The organism is Chryseobacterium sp. 22458 (assembly GCF_052044975.1).
GTDB lineage: Bacteria > Bacteroidota > Bacteroidia > Flavobacteriales > Weeksellaceae > Chryseobacterium.
In genome coordinates, this window is record NZ_JBQEOA010000010.1 from 1 (window position 1) to 20484 (window position 20484).

Here is a 20484-nt window from a genome sequence, read left to right on the forward strand (position 1 = left end):
CGACTCGGTAGCTCAGCTGGTAGAGCAATACACTTTTAATGTATGGGTCCTGGGTTCGAATCCCAGCCGGGTCACAAGTTTACTGAAAAGTAAATTTTTTTCATATTAATATTTTGTGATTTGGTGTTTCAAAGGCTTCCTTCCGGAGGCCTTTGATTTTTTTGTGTAAAGCTGAAGATTTAAAATAAAAATGGGATCAGGTTCAAAAGTTGGAGGTTTACAATATTCAGCTCTATTTAATTTTAAAATTTAACGCAAAAGATTTTTATTATCCGGTGTTTTATTTTAGGAAGCAAAAATTGAATCAATTGTATTGATTCTTTCTAAGCGTACGTATATTTACATCGCTTCATCAGCAACCTTTGTCGCTTTCTTAGCTCCCTTATCAATAATGAATTGCATTTGTCTTTGCGTTAAATAAAATTCAGTATAAAGCTTAGAGGAGTAAAAGACAGAACTTCCTTTCTATTCGGATTAACTATTTTTGTATCTAGTCCCTAAATTTTGCGCTTGATCCCGGTTTGTACCTGATTCCAAATACTATAGAGACCATGTTAAATAAAAAGCTCTGGCCACGAAATTGACCAGAGTTGTTATATTGTTGAGGAAAAATAGTGCAATATTAATCCAGATGCATATTGTCAATTAATCTTACTCCGTCTACCACTACTACAATGAAAGCTCTGAAGTTTCTGTCTTTGTAGAAGAAATCCGTTTCCTGAAGTGTCTTTTCATCTGCAATCAGAAAGTATTCCAGTTTCATTCCCTGCTGCTGGTCAAAAATATCGGTTACCCTTTCCTTGATTTCCGGGATGGACACTGTTCTGAACCAGTCGTTTACCTTTTTCAGGGTTTCATAAATGATTTTAGAGGCTTCTTTACGGTTTTCTTGAAGTCTTTGATTTCTTGAGCTTAAGGCCAGTCCGTTTTCAGCCCTGTAGATAGGAACACCAACTATTTTTACAGGAAGATGTGTTTTTTCTACCATTTTTCTGATGATGGCAAGTTGCTGGAAGTCTTTTTCTCCGAAATAGGCATTATCAGGCTGTACCTGTCTGAAAAGTTCTTCCACCACAGTTCCTACCCCATCAAAATGACCAGGCCTTGATTTTCCTTCCATTTCATTTTCCAGTCCGTCAAAATCATAATGTTTACTTTCTGTCTTTTCAGGGTAGATATCAGCCACTTCCGGGATATAAACCGCATCTACAAGACCGGATTTTTCCAGAATCAGAATATCTCTGTTGATATCTCTAGGGTATTTTTCAAGATCCTCCGCATTATTGAACTGGGTTGGATTTACAAAAATTGAAGAAATCACAAGGTCATTCTCCTTTTTTGCTTCTTCATACAGGGAAAGATGGCCTTTATGCAGGGCTCCCATAGTAGGGGCAAAGCCGATTCTTTTTCCCATTTCTTTCTGTCTTTCAATGAAATCCTGAAGGACTTTCCTGTTTTTTATAACTTCCATAGTTTATTTTAATACTATTTCAAAAATACTAAAAATATCATATAATAATATGTGTTTTTAATAATTTGAAAAACGGAATTTTCGTAAAAAAATGTTAATTAAAATAATGTTGGATGTTTTTTTGTAATTTTGCACATTAAAGCATTTTTACAAAAATTAGATAGAAAGTTTATGCCGAATCAAAAAATACTGTACATTACTACAGAGATGTATCCATATCAGGAAGATACAAATATGGCTGCAGTGGTAAACAAAATGGCACTTAAGATGCACCAAGAAGGCAATGATGTAAGAGTTTTTATGCCAAGATTTGGACAAATAAGTGAGCGGAAATTCCAGCTTCATGAGGTGATCCGTCTTTCAGGAATGAATATTATCATTAATGATCTGGATCAGCCTCTAATCATTAAAGTAGCGTCTCTTCCGGGGGAAAGACTTCAGGTTTACTTTATTGACAATGAAGAATACTTCAAAAGAAAGCAATATTATTTCGATGATGAAGGAAACCCTTTCGATGATAATGACGAAAGAGCCATTTTCTTTGCAAGAGGAGTGATTGAAACGATCAAGAAGCTGAACTGGGTGCCGGATGTGATCCACCTGAACGGTTGGATGTCCTCTTTTGTTCCAATTTATCTTAAAACATATTACGAATCGGATACTTATTTCAAAGACGCTAAAATTGTACTTTCTTTATACAATGAGAAAGACGCAGATCTTGATAAAAAGATTGATGAAAAACTGAAGTTTGATAATATTTCAGGATTAAAAGCGTTAGATAACCCAACAATCAAAAGCTTTGTTATCGAAAGTATGAACTATGTGGATACAGTGGTGAAAGGCGATGAATTCCTGGATGAAGATCTGGATCAGGCTTTCAATCAGACAGCGACTCAAAAGTCGGAATATCTTGACATAGATTCAATAAATCAACTTTATTAAAAACACATTTTTAATGACTCATACTCTTAAAAGGACTTTCGCCATGCTTTTACTGGCGATTTTCGGAAGTACAATCCTTTATAATTGTGAACCTGAAACAGATTCTCTGGGAGAACAGCTGTTTAATCAGGATGCAGCTGAAGGAAACGAGATTTCTTATGATATTATTGCTTATAATTATAATAATAATGACTCCATCAGAAGTGATGCTTCCAGAATGATCACAGGACTTACTGAAAGCGGGCAAAGTATATCGGTTGGCGTTCTTGGAGCCTTTACTGAAGGGCAGTTTGGAATGCAGAAAGCATCCTATGTTACCCAGTTGAGAATGCCGGTTAACAATTTTGACTTTAACGGACCTAATCCAAAGGTTGACTCGGTTGTTTTAGTATTAAGACCGCCGGCCAATACGCTTTCCAATACTTACTTTTTTGAAAAAGATTCATTAACCACGAATAATTACGAGAAAAGTGATTTCCCTGTAGGAACGGAAAATGTAGCTGTTGCTATAGAGAAGAAGACCTACCCGGTTCGTAAATACGGTAAAATCGGAGGGGCTTTCAAATCAATGAAGATCAATGTACATGAGGTAACCACATTCCTGGATACCAACAATGATGCGTTTACCCGTTCTAATGCCAATGTAAGTACAGGAGCATTATTAGGATCAGGAGTTTTTGACGGAAAAGTAAATACGGTTTCCATCACAAGAAAATCTGATAATTCAAACGTGTTTACAGGAAACCTTGGATTCAGAATAAAATTAAGCAATACGGATTTCTTCCAGACTCAGGTGTTGGATAAGAAAGGAAAACCTGAGCTTCAGGATGCATCCAACTTTATCAGACACATTAAAGGAATCAAACTTTCTGTAGAAGAAACAGACCGTTATCTTTTCCAGTTCTCACCTAATGACATGGAGCTTATCATGTATTATAAATATGATAAAACAGAGAATGGAGTAGTAACCCACCCACAGACATCACTTAAATTCAATTTAGGAGGTGCCAATGCCCATATCGGTCTGTATGAATACGAGAGATCCGGATCTGCGGTTGAAGGAGCTTTAGCAACAAGCAATCCTGCTAATGGTGATGCGAAACTTTTTGTTCAGAGTATGGGAGGACCTTCAGCAGTATTAAAAATCAAAGATGAAACTATTGAGGCTCTTAAAGCAGCATATGCAAAGGATAAAATAGGTATTGTAGGAGCCAAAATCAGATTATTTGTAGATCCTTCAAGCTGGGTTAATAAAAATTCAACGGAGGACCGCAGATTTATCATCTTTAATAAAGATTTAGCTGATCTATCCAAATTTAAATTTTCTTTAGACACAACAGCCGGACTTAGCTTATATTATTACAAGCCGTCTCCGGAGTATTATGATTTTGTCGTGACAAAAACCTTGAAAGATATTATTGAAGGGAAAACGGAAAAAATAAACGGGCAGGACGTTCCCGTAGCTAATAGAGAATTTTACATCAATTTAGGATCATTCGTAGGAACATCCACAGGAGCTCTTCTGGGAGTTCAGAATACAACCAGAGCTATTGATATGAACAGAGTGGTGCTGGTTGGAAGCGAATCAACAAATGCTAACAGAGCTCAGCTGAAAGTAACGTACGCTACAAAAAAATAAAAACACAATAAACAACACAAGACAAGATAAAATATGTGCGGAATAGTAGGATATACAGGTTTTCAAGACGCTTACGAAATTGTAATCAATGGTCTTAGAAGACTAGAATATAGAGGGTATGACAGTGCCGGTATTGTTTTAGAAGGTTCAGGTAATAAGTTTGAAGTAGAGAAAACAAAAGGTAAAGTTGAAGATTTAGTGAATATTTCGAAAAATCTTAAAGGAACAGCCAAAATTGGGATGGGGCACACACGTTGGGCTACCCATGGGGTTCCTAGTGACAGAAATTCACACCCGCATTTGTCAAACAACGGAAAAATAGCGATTGTACACAATGGTATTATTGAAAACTATGATACTATTAAAACAATGCTTACTGAAAAAGGATTTACTTTCAAGTCAGAAACTGATACGGAAGTATTGGTAAACCTTATCCAGTATTTCATGGATCTGAATCCGGAAATTGATTTTCCAACGGCAGTAAGATATGCATTGAATGAAGTATACGGAGCATATGCTATTACGGCACTTCATGAAGATTATCCCGGAGTATTGGTAGTAGGAAGATTAGGATCTCCACTGGCCATTGGAATCGGAGATAAAGAATATTTCATTGCTTCTGATGCTTCTCCTTTCGTAGAATTTACAAAAGAAGCTATTTACCTTGAAGAAGGGCATATGGCAACAATTTCTCTTGAAGGAGGGGTAGATATCAGAACCATCAGTGAGAACTCTAAAATAGAACCTGAAATTCAGGAGCTTAAACTGAGCTTAGAGCAGATTGAAAAAGGAGGGTATGAGCATTTCATGCTTAAAGAAATCTTTGAACAGCCTAAGTCTGTACACGATACGATGAGAGGAAGACTTCTTGTAGATGAAGGAGTCATCAAAATGGCAGGAATCTGGGATCATGTGGAAAGATTCAAAAATGCCAACAGAATTATCATTATCGCTTGCGGAACATCATGGCATGCAGGTCTTATCGGAGAATACCTTATTGAAGAGTATGCAAGAATCCCTGTAGAAGTGGAATATGCTTCAGAGTTCAGATACAGAAACCCGATTATTACAGATAAAGATGTGGTGATCGCAATTTCCCAGTCAGGAGAAACTGCAGATACAATGGCTGCTTTAAAACTGGCAAAAGAAAAAGGAGCATTTATATATGGTATATGTAATGTTGTAGATTCTTCCATTGCAAGAATTACAGATGCAGGCTCATACACCCATGCCGGTCCTGAGATCGGGGTTGCTTCTACAAAAGCATTCACTGCACAGCTTACGATTCTTACTTTAATTGCATTTAAATTAGGAAAACATAACGGAAACTTAGGAAATGCTGAATTTATGAGTTTAATTGCTGAGCTTGATGCTATTCCTAAGAAAATAGAAGAAGTGTTGAGCACAACCCATGAGCTGACTCAGAATATTGCTAAAGATTTCGTGAAAGCTACCAATTTCCTTTATTTGGGAAGAGGATACAATTATCCTGCTGCCCTTGAAGGAGCATTAAAATTAAAAGAAATTTCTTATATCCATGCAGAAGGATACCCGGCTGCAGAAATGAAACACGGTCCGATTGCCCTGATCGATGAAAATATGCCGATTGTAATTATAGCGCCTAAAAAAGGTCACTATGATAAAATTGTAAGTAATGTTCAGGAAATTAAAGCGAGAAAAGGAAAAATTATCGCTGTTGTTAATAAAGGAGACCGTCAGGTAAGTGAAATGGCAGATTATGTTATTGAAGTTCCTGAAACGTCAGAATGTTTCTCTCCAATCGTTGCTTCCGTACCTCTGCAACTGCTTGCTTACTACATCGCAGTATATAGAGGAGCCAACGTAGACCAACCGAGAAACCTGGCAAAATCTGTAACCGTGGAATAAAAAGTTGTTGTAAATAAAATAAATTTAGATTTCTTCCGTTATTTCAAAAAAAATCTTAAAAGTTTCTTAAAAAAATTATATATTTACGGCTTAATTATAAAAATTAACATGAAAAGGATATTTCTTTTATTATTGTCTGCGTCGGTAGCATCGGTATCTTGTTCAGGTGGTGGCAGCTCTTCTGTAGGGAAGCCAGGAACAAAAGGAGAATTGATACCAAGAGAAAAAACAAAATCATTTGTTGCGGAAAGACCATACGGAATGGTTGCAATTCCTGCAGGTTCATTTGTTGCTGGTTTAGCAGATCAGGATCCGACAAATACACCTGAAAAAGCATCATTGAAAAGTGTTACTGTTTCTTCCTTCTTTATGGATGAAGCAGAAACTACCAATGCAGAGTACAGGGTATTTATCAACTACGTAAGAGATTCTATCGCAAGAACTTTACTTGCTGAAGCTGCCGGAGAAGGTGGTGACGAAGGTGGACGTAAAGGAGCAAGCATAGGAGATTACGCATACCTTGCTAAAAAAGAAGAAAATTTAACACCTTATCAAGAATATATGGAAGGCCAGGGGGGCCGTGAAGACGGAACCTATGATGCCAGCAAAAGATTAGACTGGAAAATTCCATTACACTGGAGTACATCAAAATATCCGGATGTAGAATACGCAGAAGTTTTAGAATCTATGTATCTGCCTTCTTCTTCAAGAATTGGAAACGAAAGAATTTTAGATGTCAGCAAGCTTAAATATACTTACCGTTGGGGAGATATGGATGCTGCTGTTGCTGATAACGAAAGAGGGATCAACTACCTGAAGAGTGAGAGTATCGCTATCTATCCGGATACAACCGTTTGGGTAAAAGATTTCCACTTTGCTTACAATGAGCCATTGTTTGAGCAGTATTTCTGGCACAAGGCTTACAAAGACTATCCTGTAGTGGGTGTAACCTGGGATCAGGCAAGAGCTTATTGTAACTTCAGATCTAAATTGAAAACTGATTACAACGAAAGTTTAAAAAGAAAAAAACAAAGACCATTGCAGTTCCGTCTTCCAACTGAGATCGAATGGGAATATGCTGCAAGAGGGGGAATGCAGAATGCTACTTACCCTTGGGGAGGTCCATACTTAATGGATGACAGAGGTTGCTACCTGGCAAACTTCAAACCTAAGAGAGGTAACTACATGGAAGACGAGAAAAAAGGTACTTATACATATACAGCTCCAGTTAAGAAATTTAAGAAAAATGGGTTTGGGTTATTTGATATGGCTGGAAACGTTTCTGAGTGGACAGTATCTGCTTATAACAACTCTTCATACGGGTTCTCTTCTACTTTAAATCCTTCTACTAAAGATAAAAAGGATACTAAGAAATCTGTAAGAGGAGGATCTTGGAAAGATATAGGATATGCTTTGATGACCGGTGCAAGAGACTGGGAAAGAAAAGATTCAGCAAGAAGCTATATCGGATTCAGAACTGTTCAGGATATTCCTGAAGCAGCTGTAAAGCCAAGAAGAGTTAACAGATAATCAACTCAAAACAATTATTTTCAATACAATTTTATTTAACATTAAAAAAACTAACTCAATATGTTTAAGACTAAAGATGCTTGGATGAATTTCTTCTATTCATTCGGTGCTGCAATTGTAATTCTTGGAGCTTGGCTTAAAATTACTCACATTACTCTGGGACCAATTAATGGTAATATCGCTCTTACCGTAGGGCTTATTACTGAAGCTATTATCTTTATCATTTTCGCATTTGACCCTCCAAAAACTGAAGAGTCTTATGCATGGGAAAATGTTTATCCTGAACTATTAGATAAGCATGCGAACCCAAATCCATTGCATTCTAATGTATCCACTAAAAATACTAATGCACAGTTTGCTGAATTAGAAAACTCTCTTTCTAATAAATTAGATCAAATGCTTAAAGATGCAAAATTAGACGTTCAGTTATTCGAAAGTCTGAGAACAGGTATCAATAAGTTTTCAAGCTCAGTTGATCAGATCAACCAAACTGTTGACGTATCTGCTTCTACTCATAAATATAATGAGCAATTAAATAAAGCTGCTCAGCATATGGAAAGTATGAACGCTTTATATGCAATGCAACTTGAGAATGGTAAAAAACAGTCTGAATATGCTAACAAATATGTAGCAGATATGCAGAAATCTGCAGAGCAGTCTGAGAAATTCAATCAAGAGCTACAAGGTTTAACATCTAATCTTAATAACTTAAATAGAGTTTATGGTGGTATGCTAACTGCGATGAAGTCTTAATTCCTAACCATTTCTAAATTTAACTACTTAATCAAAAAACAAAGAAAAGAGAATGGCACAAGGAAAACAGACCCCTCGTCAGAAGATGATCAACCTGATGTATCTGGTGTTCATCGCAATGATGGCCCTCAACATTGATGCAGAAATCATCAGATCATACTATGACTCTACCAGAGCATTAAATGAAACAAGAACTTTAACAGAGAGAAAGAACGAAAAAATCTTTGAAAAAACGCTGGAAGCAAAAGCTCAGCAGGTTCCGGATACTTATTCAAAACCTTGGGAAGACTATAAAGTCCTGAAATCCAAGATTGATGTATTGGTAAAATCGGCACAGGATATCAAAGATTTGTTGAAAAAACAATCTGAGTTCCACGATAAAGATCCTAAAACAGGAAAAGATATTGATGTAAGTGAGAATTTTGCTGCACTTAACAATAACGAAGCAACTACTGAATACTTCTTTAAAGAAGGAGACGAAAATTCACCTTCAAAAAATGCGATGGATCTGAAAGCAAAAATAGACGATGTAAGAAATTATATCAATGCTACTTTTGGTAACAATCCTCAGCTTAGAGATTTGGTAGAAAGAGCAAACAAGTCTCTGATTGCGGAATATGCTAAAGGCAAATCTCCGAATGAAAAGACTTGGTTCCAGAATAAATTTTATCACCAGCCGCTAATTGCTGCAATATCTAATTTGGAAATTATCCAAAATGATGCCAGAAACGTACAGTCTGATGCATTAGCATTATTACTTCAGGAAAAAGTAGATGCAAGCATCAAATTTACAAGCTATGAGCCTATCGTTTCAGGACCTACGGATATCCAGGCAGGTAAACAGGCTGAAGTAAAAGTAATGTTAGGTACATATTCTAACAGTAACAAGATCAGTATTTCCGGAGTTAGCAAACAAGAAAACGGTAAAGGTATCATTCCTATTTCTGGTGCTGGAATCGGTGAACATAAATTAGGAGGTACTATTACATTGACAGACGCTTCAGGTAAGCCGCAAAGCTTCCCTTGGACACACACTTATAATGTAATTGCAGGACCTAGAGAAGTAAAACTTGAAAAAGGATTATTACTTTCTGCTGATAAGATGAATGTAATGTACAGAGGGCTTGAAAACCCGGTATCAGGATCAATCTTAGGTGCTGATAACTCTAAACTTTCATTATCAGCTCCGGGAGCTTCTGTAAGAAATACAGGACCTGGAAAATGGATCGTAAAACCTACAACCGGTACTACTGTTAAGTTAACATTATCCGGAGTAGATCCTTATGGTAAGTCCGTATCTCAGGTATTTGAATACAGAATCAAGAATGTTCCGCCACCTCAGGGTCAGATGAGAGGCCAGAATGTATTGTCGATGCCGGCTACTTCTATCCCGAACCAATCTGTACAGGCAGCTATTCCTGACTTTGATTTCCCTGTATCATTTACTGTTACTCAGTTTATGGTGAGAGTACCTGGTAGAGCAGCTTTATTAATCCACGGTAACTCACTGAATGATGCTGCAGGATTGATCAAGAACCTAAGAAGCGGAGATGTAGTTTCTATTTTTGATATTAAAGCAACAGCTCAGGGTCTGGAAGGACAACAGATTAAAAATATTACTCCTATATTAATTAATGTTCAATAGGACTAAAATTGGAATTTATTATGAAAAAATATATTAGCACCCTTTTAGTATTAGTTTCGGGATTTGCTTTTTCCCAGACTATTCTGAATGCTTCTTCTCCGGAAGAGTTCAGACAGATGAGAGAGGAAAACAAACAAAAAGTTGGTGATACTATTATAGATAAAACAGTAAAACCTCTTGAATATGGATTTGTTGAAGATAAAGACATCCTGAAGAGTATGTTTGTTTGGGAGATCATCGATATGAATGATAAGATCAACCAGCCATTCTACTATGATAACCCGGATGGGCTTCTTTCTACTCCTACAAGATCGCTGTATCAGTTGTTATTAGATGCTGCTTTAAGTGGAAAAATTGAGCAGGTTTATGATGACGAAAACTTCACAGTAAAACTTTCACCTGAAGGAATTCAGAAAAGATTGGAGAACGTTAGAATCAACGATGCTGCTATTGATATCTTAAACTCAGGAAGACAATTAACTGAAAAAGAGAAAAAAGAATATACTGACGTATTTAAGACCACTACTGACAAAGTAAAAGTTCTTAAAATTATGGGTATGTGGTTCGTAGATAAGAGAGACGGACAGATGAAATACAGACCTCTTGGTATTGCTGCTATGGGACCAGATCCTGCAGTACAGGGAGTGATCGGTCCTGATGGAAAACCAATTGCAGGAAACGATGAGCTGATTGACCTGTTCTGGATCTTCTATCCAAATGCAAGAGATATTCTGGCTAACAATTATGTTTTCAACAGAAAAAATTCTTCTGCCGACCTGTCTTTTGATGATATTATCAATGCAAGAAGATTCTCATCTATTATCTATAAATCTTCAAGCGGTCTGGGAGACGGTACTATCAAGGACTACATCCCTAGAAATGCTGATGAACAGCTGGAAGAAAGCGATAGAATCAAAGCGCAGATCCTTGAAATGGAAAATGATATGTGGAATTACTAGATTTCACTTGATATTTATACAAAACCTGAGTATTTTTACTCAGGTTTTTTTAATCACCTTTTGTTTATTGAGCCCAATAATCAATGGATAAGGAGATTACATAGGACCTTAAATAAATGAAGTTTCTCATATGAAAAATGTAGATTATATTATTGTAGGTGACGGGTATGCAGGGTTGTTTTTAGCACATCAGCTGATTAAAAATAACAAATCGTTTGTAATCTTCTCAGAAGGAAGAAAAAGTGCTTCACAGGTTTCTGCCGGGATTATCAATCCGGTAGTTCTTAAAAAATTTACAACTTTCTGGAAAGCACAGAAACAGATTGACTTCCTTAAAGACAGTCTGAATGAAATCAAATCATATACAGGAGAAAATTATCTGATCAATGCTCCTATTCACAGGATTTTCCATGATGTGAATGAGCAGAATCTCTGGCTGAAAAAAGCAGCAAATGAAGAACTTTCTAACTTTCTTGACCAAAATTTTGATCGTTTAAACGTAGTAAAAAACGACTTTCTCACAGGAAAGGTCAATCAGTCTGCAAGGCTTAATGTTAATGGATTTTTTACCGGGTTATTCAATTATTTTGAAAAGAATGGTCATTTGATAAAAGAAAAGTTCGATTATACAAAACTGAGCCCTTCGGAATCAACTTACAAAGATCTTATTTTTAAGCAAGTGATCTTTTGTGAAGGAATGGGGGTGAAAGATAATCCGTTCTTTTCGGAAATTTCTGTAAATCCTAACAAAGGGCATCATATCAGGGTGAAACTTTCTCAACCGGTCCCGGACAATATTACCATCAAAAAGAAACACTTTTTATTTCCAACTGGAAACGGTCTGTATTTTTATGGGGGAACTTATGACAGGGAACAGCTTCACCATCATATTGATGAATCGGCAGTAGCGCAATTGGTCAATGGGCTTTCTGAATTTTATCCTTACGATTTTGAAGTGGAAGAGGTACATTTTGGATTCAGGCCTACAGTGAAAGACAGAAGACCAATCATCGGAAGACATGATACGCATAACAATCTGTATGTTTTCAATGGATTGGGCGCTCGTGGAATTTTGAACGGATGTTATTTTTCAAGAGATTTATTCCGTTTTATAGAGGAAAATATTCCTTTACATGAAGAAGTTTCTATCAGCAGATTTCAATAGTATGTATAATTTTTAAATAGGCTTAGTATTTATGAATGAGAACGTATTAGGTATTATCGCAGGAGTCCTGACTTCCATCTCAATGATTCCGCAACTGATCAAGGTGATCAGGGAAAAAAATGTTGAAGATATTTCTCTGGTTATGCTTTTGGTCCTTATTTCAGGACTCTCATTATGGGTATGGTACGGTTTTATGAAAGATGAGCTGCCGATCATTTTGTCAAACTCATTTGCCGTTCTCGTCAATATAAGCCTTTTGATATGCTATATAATCTATAACAGAAAATAACATAAAAATAGAAAAAAGACGCTTCAAAATGAGGCGTCTTTGTATTTTATTGTAAGGGATACAATTATTTATTCAAGAACAAATTTAGCTAGAGGAGCCATTCTTGCTTTGTTCAGAGTCAGTGTATTCCCGTTTACAGAATAGTTATCTGCTGCAAGAACAGCTTTGGTAAACTGGTTTTCAATTTCCAGATCTTCACAAGCCATCATGGTAGACATTCCTTGATTAAATTTAATCCTCATCATTTCAGGCTTGATCTCAAATGTTCCTCCAAATCCGTTACACCCGGCATGACCTTCATATCTCATCCCATCCATATTCAGTTTGAAATGAGGATTGTTTTTAGGATTTTTCAGATTGATAGGCTTTCCGTAAAGCTCAGTTAATTTCCATGTCTTCCCTGTAATATCAGTGGTTGGCTTTTGGGTAGCAGCTTGTGGCTTACAAGAAACAACCAGGAAGGTAGCAATAACCAGAGCGGATAAATAATAATATAAACTTTTCATAATTTCTTTTTTTGTACGAATGTTAATACTCTATGCTAATACGATGCCATTTTTGCCGGGCCAGCCTCTTTTTTTGCCTGTTTAAGATGAAACAGCACCATATCTACATTCTTCTTCAGGAAAGTGATATTTCCCTTGATTTCAGAGTATTGATACTCTTCATTGGAAGCTGTATACTCTGGTAAAGCATCACTTTTTTTAAGATCATAAGTTTTACCGTTTAAATGTACGGTAGCAGTGTTTTTGGTCTTGTTGATAGTGACTTCTATCTTTTCTCCATAGCTGTCGACGTATATATTCTTGGAAATATCATCTTTATTTTCAGGAGCTGTAGTAATGACCTCGGCTTCTTTTCCGGGATGTTTACACGCTGTTGAGGAGAGAATGGTCAATCCTATAAGGACTGGTGTTAATAATTTTTTCATAGTGATAAGTGATTTTAAAGTGTTTCATGAAATAAAGTGTTAATACTATATAAAAATACGAATATTTTTAATAAATATATGTTAATTTTTCATAAACTAACGTTGTTTTTTAATCAGGTATGTTGCAAAAAGCCTTTTTAGACAACATTTTTCAGGAAACAAAAAAGTGACAATTGTTATAAGAAATTCAGGATTGAAGGATCAGGACAGTATTTTTAACCGTCTTGTTTTCAGGGGAGTAAATTGTATTTTTTTCATTGTTCATGTGCTCTGTAAATTTTCGGCAAAAATAATTCAAAAATCAGAGAATGCCAATAAGCCAGTATTAATATTTCGGAATCATGATAAATTTTAGTTTTTTTAACAAAATGTCTGTTCGGAATGTCGGAAAAAGCAACAATCTGGTGACAGAATTTCTTCTTAAGGATACAATTCGGCCAGCCTGAAGAATATAAGGTTTTGTTGTTATGGTGTTAGTAATGAGAGTTATATTGTTTTAGATAAAGGAAGAATTGTTCAAAACTTTATCCTTTATTTCAGGTATTTTAAAGAAGCGTTAAATTTTGTTAATCTGCTATGATAGTATGATAATCCGGATGTACATTTGCGACTTCAAAATGAGAAATTTTATAGTATACTTTTTAACCGGCCTTTTTCTGCTCTTTGTAGTGGAAAGCAGGCTTGATGTTAAAACACTTCGAAATGACTATTCCGGTCATGTTTCTCATCATATGCCCAAAAGAGCCAACCGTCTGAACCAGACTTATGAAAAGCTTTCCGTTCAGCAAATGGCAGATAATATAGACAATTCCACTCTGGAGCTTGCGGAAAATGACTTTCAGCTGTCTGATGTATGGCAGGCTATTGTTGTTATTGCCGGGGTTTTCACACTGGTTTATATTTTTGGGTTAAAAAGCTATAAAAGGCTGAAGCCGGATGTTCATGGCTTTGTGCATGATCTGGCTACCAAAAGATTTATTCTGATCCGTTCCATTAGAATTTAAAATTTTATTTCTGATGTTGTTTTCTGCCTGATCTCAGGTGGGAAGACACTGTGTTGTATATGCCGGTAATCATTACATCGTCATTCTCCCTATTACCGTTTTTCCAATCAAAACATTAACGATTTATATAAACTCTCTAGAATTATGATAAAAAGAGTTGCTTCGGGAATTGCGCTGAGTGCCCTTCTGTTGGCAGTAGGCTGCAATAAGAAAAAAGAAGAAAAAGAAGAAGTTACGGTATATCCGGTGACATCTCCTGTAGTGATGGATACTGTGATCAACAAAGAATACGTTGCACAGATCCAGTCTGTAAAAAACATTGAAGTCAGAGCCCAGGAAAAAGGGTTTCTTGAGAAGATCTTCGTGGATGAAGGACAGTATGTGCAGGCAGGGCAGACCTTATTCAGAATTATGCCTAAACTATACCAGGCAGAATTATTGAAAGCAAAAGCAGAAGTGGAACAGGCTTCTATTGAACTGAAAAATGCAAGTACACTGGCCGGGAACAATATTGTTTCTAAAAATGAAAAAGCAATGGCGAAAGCCAAACTGGATGCTGCCAACGCAGAGATGAAACTTGCTCAGATCCATTTGTCGTTTACAGACATCAAAGCACCGTTTTCCGGTATCATCAACCGAATTCCTCTGAAACTGGGAAGCCTTGTGGATGAAGGAGATTTGCTGACCTCATTGTCAGATAATACAAGCATCTATACCTATTTCAATGTTTCGGAACCGGAATATTTAACGTATCAGACTCATGCAGCAGACAGAGGAAGCAATCAGGTAGCTCTGATTACGGCAAACGGGGAAACCTATTCACAAAAAGGAGAAATCCAGACCATTGAAGGAGAATTTGATAATGAGACCGGAAATATTGCTTTCAGGGCTAAATTTCCTAATCCGGATAAACTCCTGAGAAACGGTGAAACAGGGAAAGTACAGATGTCTATGCCGGTGCATAACGCACTGATCATTCCACAGAAAGCGACCTATGAAATCCAGGATCAGAAATATGTATTTGTGATCGATAAAAACGGAACAGCCAAATCCAGAAATATTAAAATTGCTTATGAACTTCCGGATTTATATGTGGTAAGTTCCGGAATTTCAAAAGGAGATCAGATCCTTCTGGAAGGTGTTCAGAAAGTGAAAGATGATCAGAAGATCAAAACCAAATTCCAGAATCCCGAAAAGGTTCTCCAGTCATTGAAATTAAAAGCAGAGTAATGGACTCTAAAGTGAAGAAGTATGTTTAAGAAATTCATTCGCAGACCAGTTCTGTCTATAGTAATCTCACTGATTATTGTATTTTTAGGGATCCTGTCATTGGTGAAACTTCCGGTGACTCAGTTCCCTTCCATTTCTCCGCCTAAAGTAAATATTACAGCAGAATATCCCGGAGCCAACAACGAATTATTGATCAAATCCGTAGTGATCCCGTTGGAAAGAGGACTTAACGGTGTTCCCGGGATGAAATATATGACCTCAGATGCCGGAAACGACGGGGAAGCGTCTATTCAGATCGTATTTGACCTGGGGACGGATCCCAATGTGGCAGCTGTAAACGTGCAGAACCGTGTATCTTCAGTAGTGAACAAACTGCCACCTCTGGTAGTACGTGAAGGGGTGAAAATTACCCGTGAAGAACCCAATATGCTGATGTACATCAACCTGTACAGTGACGATCCGAAGGCTGACCAGAAGTTCCTTTTCAACTATGCAGATATTAATGTAATGTCTGAGCTGAGAAGGGTAAGCGGAGTCGGTTTTGCCGATATCCTCGGAACCCGTGAATATGCAATGCGTATCTGGCTTAAACCTGACCGTCTGACCGCCTATAACATTTCCGCAGATGAAGTGATGGAATCGCTCAACGAGCAAAGTCTGGAAGCCTCTCCGGGAAAAACAGGGGAGAGCTCAGGGAAACGTTCACAGTCTTTCGAATATGTTCTGAAATATCCGGGACGTTTTAATAATGAAAAAGATTACGGGAATATTATTTTAAAAGCCAAACCCGATGGTGAATCTGTAAGACTGAAAGATGTTGCAGATATAGAATTCGGGAGTTCAATGTATGATATTTATTCTACTTTGAATGGTAAACCTTCTGCCGCAATTACGGTAAAACAGTCTTACGGATCCAATGCAAGTGATGTTATCAAAAACGTAAAAGCATTGATGAAAGACCTTGAAAAAAATAATTTCCCGAAAGGAATGCATTATGATATCAGTTATGACGTTTCCAGATTCCTGGATGCTTCTATGGAGAAAGTAATTCATACGTTGTTTGAAGCTTTCATATTGGTAGCTATTGTTGTATTTCTTTTCCTTGGAGACTGGCGTTCAACACTCATTCCGGCACTTGCGGTTCCGGTTTCACTGGTGGGAACTTTTGCGGTGATGTCTGCCTTCGGAATTACACTGAATATGATCTCGCTCTTTGCATTGGTAATGGCGATCGGGGTTGTAGTAGATGATGCAATTGTAGTGATTGAGGCGGTGCATGCTAAAATGGAAGAGAAACATCTCTCACCTTTAAAGGCAACAGAAGAAGCCATGCATGAGATCAGTGGAGCGATTATCGCTATTACCCTGGTGATGGCATCGGTGTTTATCCCGATTGCATTTATGTCCGGACCGGTTGGGGTATTCTATCGTCAGTTTTCTATTACTATGGCATCATCCATTATCTTGTCAGGGGTCGTAGCCCTTACGCTGACACCTGCTTTATGTGCTCTGATCCTGAAAAATAACCACGGAAAGCCTAAAAAGAAAACTCCGGTTACCCTTTTCCTTGACAAATTCAATAATGTATTTACCAAAGGAACCGGGAAGTATGAAAAGATGCTGAATAAAACAGTCACGAAGAAGACCATTACACTCCCGTTGTTGCTGGCTTTTTGTGCATGCACTTATTTCCTGAGCAATTCACTTCCTTCAGGATTTATTCCGGCAGAAGATCAGGGGATGATCTATGCGATTATTCAGACTCCTCCGGGATCTACCCTGGAAAGAACAAACCAGATCGCAAGAGAACTTTTGAGAGAATCTGAAGATATTGATGGGGTACAGTCTGTTTCTTCACTGGCGGGATATGAGATTCTGACAGAAGGTACCGGGTCGAACTCAGGAACCTGTCTGATCAACCTGAAAAGCTGGGAAGACCGAAAAGAATCTGCAGCCGAAATAATTGAAAAGCTCGAAGAAAAAGCCAAAAATATTCCCGGAGCCAATATTGAATTCTTCCAGCCGCCTTCTGTTCCGGGATATGGTGCAGCAGGAGGTTTTGAGCTTCGTTTGCTGGATAAGGCAGGCAGCGGAGATTATCATAAAATGGAACAGGTGAGTAATGATTTTGTAAAGGAGCTGAAAAAACGTCCGGAGCTGGGATCTGCATTTACATTCTATTCTGCGAGTTTCCCTCAGTATATGCTGAGGATAGATAATGATCTGGCTGAGCAGAAAGGAGTAACCATTGAAAAAGCGATGGATAACTTATCTACATTAATCGGATCCAACTATGAGACGAGTTTTATCCGTTTCGACAGACCGTATAAGGTGATTGTACAGGCAGGTCCGCAATATCGTGCATTGCCAACAGATCTTCTGAAGTTATATGTGAAAAATGATAAAGACCAGATGGTTCCTTATTCAGATTTTATGAGACTTGAAAAAGTGTATGGGTTGTCTGAGATTACGAGACATAATATGTACAATTCCGCAGAGGTGAGTGGAACGCCGGCACCGGGATACAGTAGCGGTCAGGCCATCAAAGCCATTCAGGAAGTGGCGGATAAAACCCTTCCGAGAGGTTTCGGTATCGACTGGGCGGGGATTTCCAAAGATGAAGTAAGCCGTGGTAATGAAGCGGTATTTATCTTCCTGGTATGTTTAGGATTTGTTTATCTGATTCTTTCCGCACAATATGAAAGCTTTATTCTTCCTCTTCCGGTTATTTTATCACTTCCTGTGGGAATTTTCGGAGCTTTTTTATGTTTAAAACTTTTAGGATTGGAAAACAATATTTATGCTCAGGTAGCCATGGTTATGCTGATTGGACTTTTAGGTAAAAATGCGGTACTGATTGTGGAATTTGCTGTTCAGAAGAAAGCGGAAGAAGGTATTCCTGTAGCGAAAGCGGCTATTGAAGGAGCAGCAATCCGTTTCCGTCCGATCCTGATGACCTCATTTGCATTTATTGCCGGGTTGATTCCATTAGTGATTGCAACAGGGCCGGGAGCCATTGGGAACAGGACCATTGGTACTGCGGCGGCCGGAGGGATGCTGATCGGAACCGTTTTCGGATTAATGATCATTCCGGGACTGTATTATATTTTCGGAACCATCGCTGAAAAGTCGAGATTGGCGAGATATGAAGAAGAAAACCCTTTAACAGAACAAACTGAACCTTACGAACACGATGGAAAATTTGAAGACTAAAAATATAATCACAGCCATAGCGTTATCTCTTGTTTTAGCAAGTTGTAAAGCTCCTATGGCAACAGTCATAAAAGACGAAGTTAAAGAAAATATACCTCAGAATTTTAATCAGGAAGAGCAGCAGGACGCTAATAATAACAGTGGAACAACACCCTGGAGACAGTTTTTTACCGATCCTAATCTTGTAAGCCTTATAGAAACGGCATTAAAGAATAATCAGGAGCTTTTAATCACTCTTCAGGAAATTGAAATTGCCAAGAGTGGTGTACTTGCCAAAAAAGGAAGACTTACACCTACTGTTTCTGCCGGAGTAGGAGCCGGAGTGAAAAAAGCAGGCCGATATACCAGTGAAGGGGCAGGAGATGCTACTACAGAAATAGAGCCGGGTAAAGAGATGCCGGATCCGCTTGGGAATTTTGGTGCAGGGCTGAACGCAAGCTGGGAAATTGATATCTGGAAAAAACTAAGAACCGAAAAGGAATCTGCAGTAGCCCATTATCTTTCAACAGTAGAAGGCAAAAACTTCGTACTCTCTAATCTGATTGAGGAGGTGGCTGATAATTATTATGAATTACTGGCACTTGACAATCAGCTTGATATTATACAGCAATATATTAAACTTCAGCAAAGAGCATTGGAGATTTCAAAAATCCAGAAAGAAGCTGCTGCTGCAACTGAATTGGCGGTGAAGAAGTTTGAAGCAGAACTGGCAAAATCCAAAGCATCAGAATATACGATCCGTCAGCAGATTACGGAAAAGGAAAATGAGATCAATGCTTTGTTGGGTAGATATCCGCAGCCTATCGTCAGAACGAAGGAAAACTTTATGTCTACCATTCCGCCAACGGTATATACGGGAATTCCGTCACAGTTATTGGCAAACCGTCCTGATATTAAGCAGGCAGAGCTGGAACTGAAAGCATCAAAACTGGATGTGGAAGCGGCAAGAAAAGAGTTTTACCCATCGCTGGAGATTTCAGCAACGTTAGGATTAGAGGCCTTCAAACCTTCCTATCTGGTAAAAATGCCGGAATCTATTGCTTATAACCTTGCAGGAGAACTGGCTGGTCCACTGATTAACAAAAGTGCGATCAAAGCTAATTTTCAGACAGCAGATGCCAAGCAGATCCAGGCTTTGTATGAATATGATAAGGTTATCCTGCGTGCTTATCTGGATGTTGCCAATCTGATGTCAAAGATTAAAAATATCGATCAGTATTATCAGTTGAAATCCCAGGAAACCAAAGCCCTGGACCAGTCTATTGATATTGCGAATCAATTGTTCCGTAATTCCAGAGCTGATTACCTCGAAGTCCTTTTGAACCAAAGAGATGCACTGGATGCAAAAATGGAACTCATAGAAGCGAAACAGAAACAGCTGAGTACCGTAGTTGATATCTACAAAAGCTTAGGTGGCGGCTGGAAATAAGACATCATAATTCAATCAATAAACAGTTAATGTTTGAAGGTCAATTCTTTTGAGTTGGCCTTTTTATTTTGGATAAAAAAGAAAATTTTAAGCGGTAAACTTTTGTTTGTCAGTAGTTTGTGTTTTTTTATTGTTGTTTTTTTTGTATATAGATTTATGAATTTATAGATAATCTATTTGTGACATCCCTTTTCTTACTGCATCTTTATGCCAGATAAAAACTATGATATTACTATTGCTTACAGCATAGTGATCATTTCGAGAAGTTTTTTATTACGACACGTTTTGTCGCAGTGCAGAACTAGCTTTGTATAATAAAACATTAGAATGAAAGATTGATACTTAAAACCTATAGAAAAACTAATGATTTTTATATTAAATCAAATTCATGTGATTT

The 20484-nt window shown here is 37.6% G+C and carries 16 protein-coding genes and 1 tRNA gene; 14 read left to right on the plus strand and 3 right to left on the minus strand.

Annotated elements, in window-relative coordinates; all coding sequences use genetic code 11:
• Window position 1: 1 nt before the first annotated feature.
• Window positions 2-74: transfer RNA gene (locus ACTJJF_RS21785), tRNA-Lys, on the plus strand.
• A gap of 548 nt (window positions 75-622) precedes the next feature.
• On the opposite strand, the gene panC is transcribed toward ACTJJF_RS21785, so the two are convergent.
• Window positions 623-1471 carry a pantoate--beta-alanine ligase gene (panC, locus tag ACTJJF_RS21790; RefSeq protein ID WP_312302087.1) on the minus strand — a complete coding sequence of 283 codons (849 nt, stop codon included), beginning with the start codon at window positions 1469-1471 and terminating at the stop codon, window positions 623-625.
• A gap of 171 nt (window positions 1472-1642) precedes the next feature.
• Here panC and ACTJJF_RS21795 point away from each other — a divergent pair, with 171 nt between their 5' ends.
• The 9 genes from ACTJJF_RS21795 (at window position 1643) to ACTJJF_RS21835 (ending at window position 12280) form a co-directional block, all read left to right on the plus strand.
• Entirely contained in the window at window positions 1643-2413 is a 771-nt protein-coding gene (locus ACTJJF_RS21795; protein ID WP_312302088.1) for a glycogen/starch synthase, read from the plus strand.
• Between the two features lie 13 nt (window positions 2414-2426).
• Window positions 2427-4052 carry a DUF4270 family protein gene (locus ACTJJF_RS21800; RefSeq protein ID WP_312302090.1) on the plus strand — a complete coding sequence of 542 codons (1626 nt, stop codon included), beginning with the start codon at window positions 2427-2429 and terminating at the stop codon, window positions 4050-4052.
• 33 nt (window positions 4053-4085) lie between these two features.
• Window positions 4086-5939: a glutamine--fructose-6-phosphate transaminase (isomerizing) gene (glmS, locus tag ACTJJF_RS21805; protein ID WP_312302091.1), complete on the plus strand. Its 1854-nt coding sequence runs from the start codon at window positions 4086-4088 to the stop codon at window positions 5937-5939.
• A gap of 108 nt (window positions 5940-6047) precedes the next feature.
• Window positions 6048-7469, plus strand: coding sequence for a gliding motility lipoprotein GldK (gene gldK, locus ACTJJF_RS21810; RefSeq protein WP_312302093.1), 1422 nt, complete (start codon window positions 6048-6050; stop codon window positions 7467-7469).
• Between the two features lie 60 nt (window positions 7470-7529).
• A complete protein-coding gene (gene gldL, locus ACTJJF_RS21815; protein ID WP_312302095.1) occupies window positions 7530-8222 on the plus strand; it encodes a gliding motility protein GldL in 693 nt (230 codons plus the stop codon).
• Window positions 8223-8274: 52 nt separating this feature from the next.
• Entirely contained in the window at window positions 8275-9867 is a 1593-nt protein-coding gene (locus ACTJJF_RS21820; RefSeq protein ID WP_312302096.1) for a GldM family protein, read from the plus strand.
• A 20-nt stretch (window positions 9868-9887) separates the two neighbouring features.
• Window positions 9888-10826 (plus strand): gliding motility protein GldN, encoded by a 939-nt coding sequence (gldN, locus tag ACTJJF_RS21825; protein ID WP_312302097.1) that lies wholly within the window; start codon window positions 9888-9890, stop codon window positions 10824-10826.
• Window positions 10827-10956: 130 nt separating this feature from the next.
• On the plus strand, window positions 10957-11991 hold the full coding sequence (locus ACTJJF_RS21830; protein ID WP_440701006.1) for an NAD(P)/FAD-dependent oxidoreductase: 1035 nt from the start codon (window positions 10957-10959) through the stop codon (window positions 11989-11991).
• 31 nt (window positions 11992-12022) lie between these two features.
• Entirely contained in the window at window positions 12023-12280 is a 258-nt protein-coding gene (locus tag ACTJJF_RS21835; RefSeq protein ID WP_312302100.1) for a SemiSWEET transporter, read from the plus strand.
• A 68-nt stretch (window positions 12281-12348) separates the two neighbouring features.
• On the opposite strand, the gene ACTJJF_RS21840 is transcribed toward ACTJJF_RS21835, so the two are convergent.
• Together ACTJJF_RS21840 and ACTJJF_RS21845 are read right to left on the minus strand one after the other, a co-directional pair.
• A complete protein-coding gene (locus ACTJJF_RS21840) occupies window positions 12349-12786 on the minus strand; it encodes an META domain-containing protein (RefSeq protein WP_312302102.1) in 438 nt (145 codons plus the stop codon).
• A gap of 35 nt (window positions 12787-12821) precedes the next feature.
• Window positions 12822-13211 carry a hypothetical protein gene (locus ACTJJF_RS21845; protein WP_312302104.1) on the minus strand — a complete coding sequence of 130 codons (390 nt, stop codon included), beginning with the start codon at window positions 13209-13211 and terminating at the stop codon, window positions 12822-12824.
• Between the two features lie 617 nt (window positions 13212-13828).
• Between ACTJJF_RS21845 and ACTJJF_RS21850 the strand changes: the two genes are divergently transcribed.
• The 4 genes from ACTJJF_RS21850 (at window position 13829) to ACTJJF_RS21865 (ending at window position 20087) form a co-directional block, all read left to right on the plus strand.
• Window positions 13829-14215, plus strand: a complete 387-nt coding sequence (locus tag ACTJJF_RS21850; protein ID WP_312302105.1) for a hypothetical protein — start codon at window positions 13829-13831, stop codon at window positions 14213-14215.
• 147 nt (window positions 14216-14362) lie between these two features.
• Window positions 14363-15445: an efflux RND transporter periplasmic adaptor subunit gene (locus tag ACTJJF_RS21855; protein WP_440701008.1), complete on the plus strand. Its 1083-nt coding sequence runs from the start codon at window positions 14363-14365 to the stop codon at window positions 15443-15445.
• Between the two features lie 21 nt (window positions 15446-15466).
• Window positions 15467-18658: an efflux RND transporter permease subunit gene (locus ACTJJF_RS21860; RefSeq protein ID WP_440701007.1), complete on the plus strand. Its 3192-nt coding sequence runs from the start codon at window positions 15467-15469 to the stop codon at window positions 18656-18658.
• Window positions 18639-20087, plus strand: coding sequence for a TolC family protein (locus ACTJJF_RS21865; RefSeq protein WP_241310282.1), 1449 nt, complete (start codon window positions 18639-18641; stop codon window positions 20085-20087). Before ACTJJF_RS21860 ends, ACTJJF_RS21865 begins: the two co-directional genes overlap by 20 nt.
• Window positions 20088-20484 lie beyond the last annotated feature (397 nt).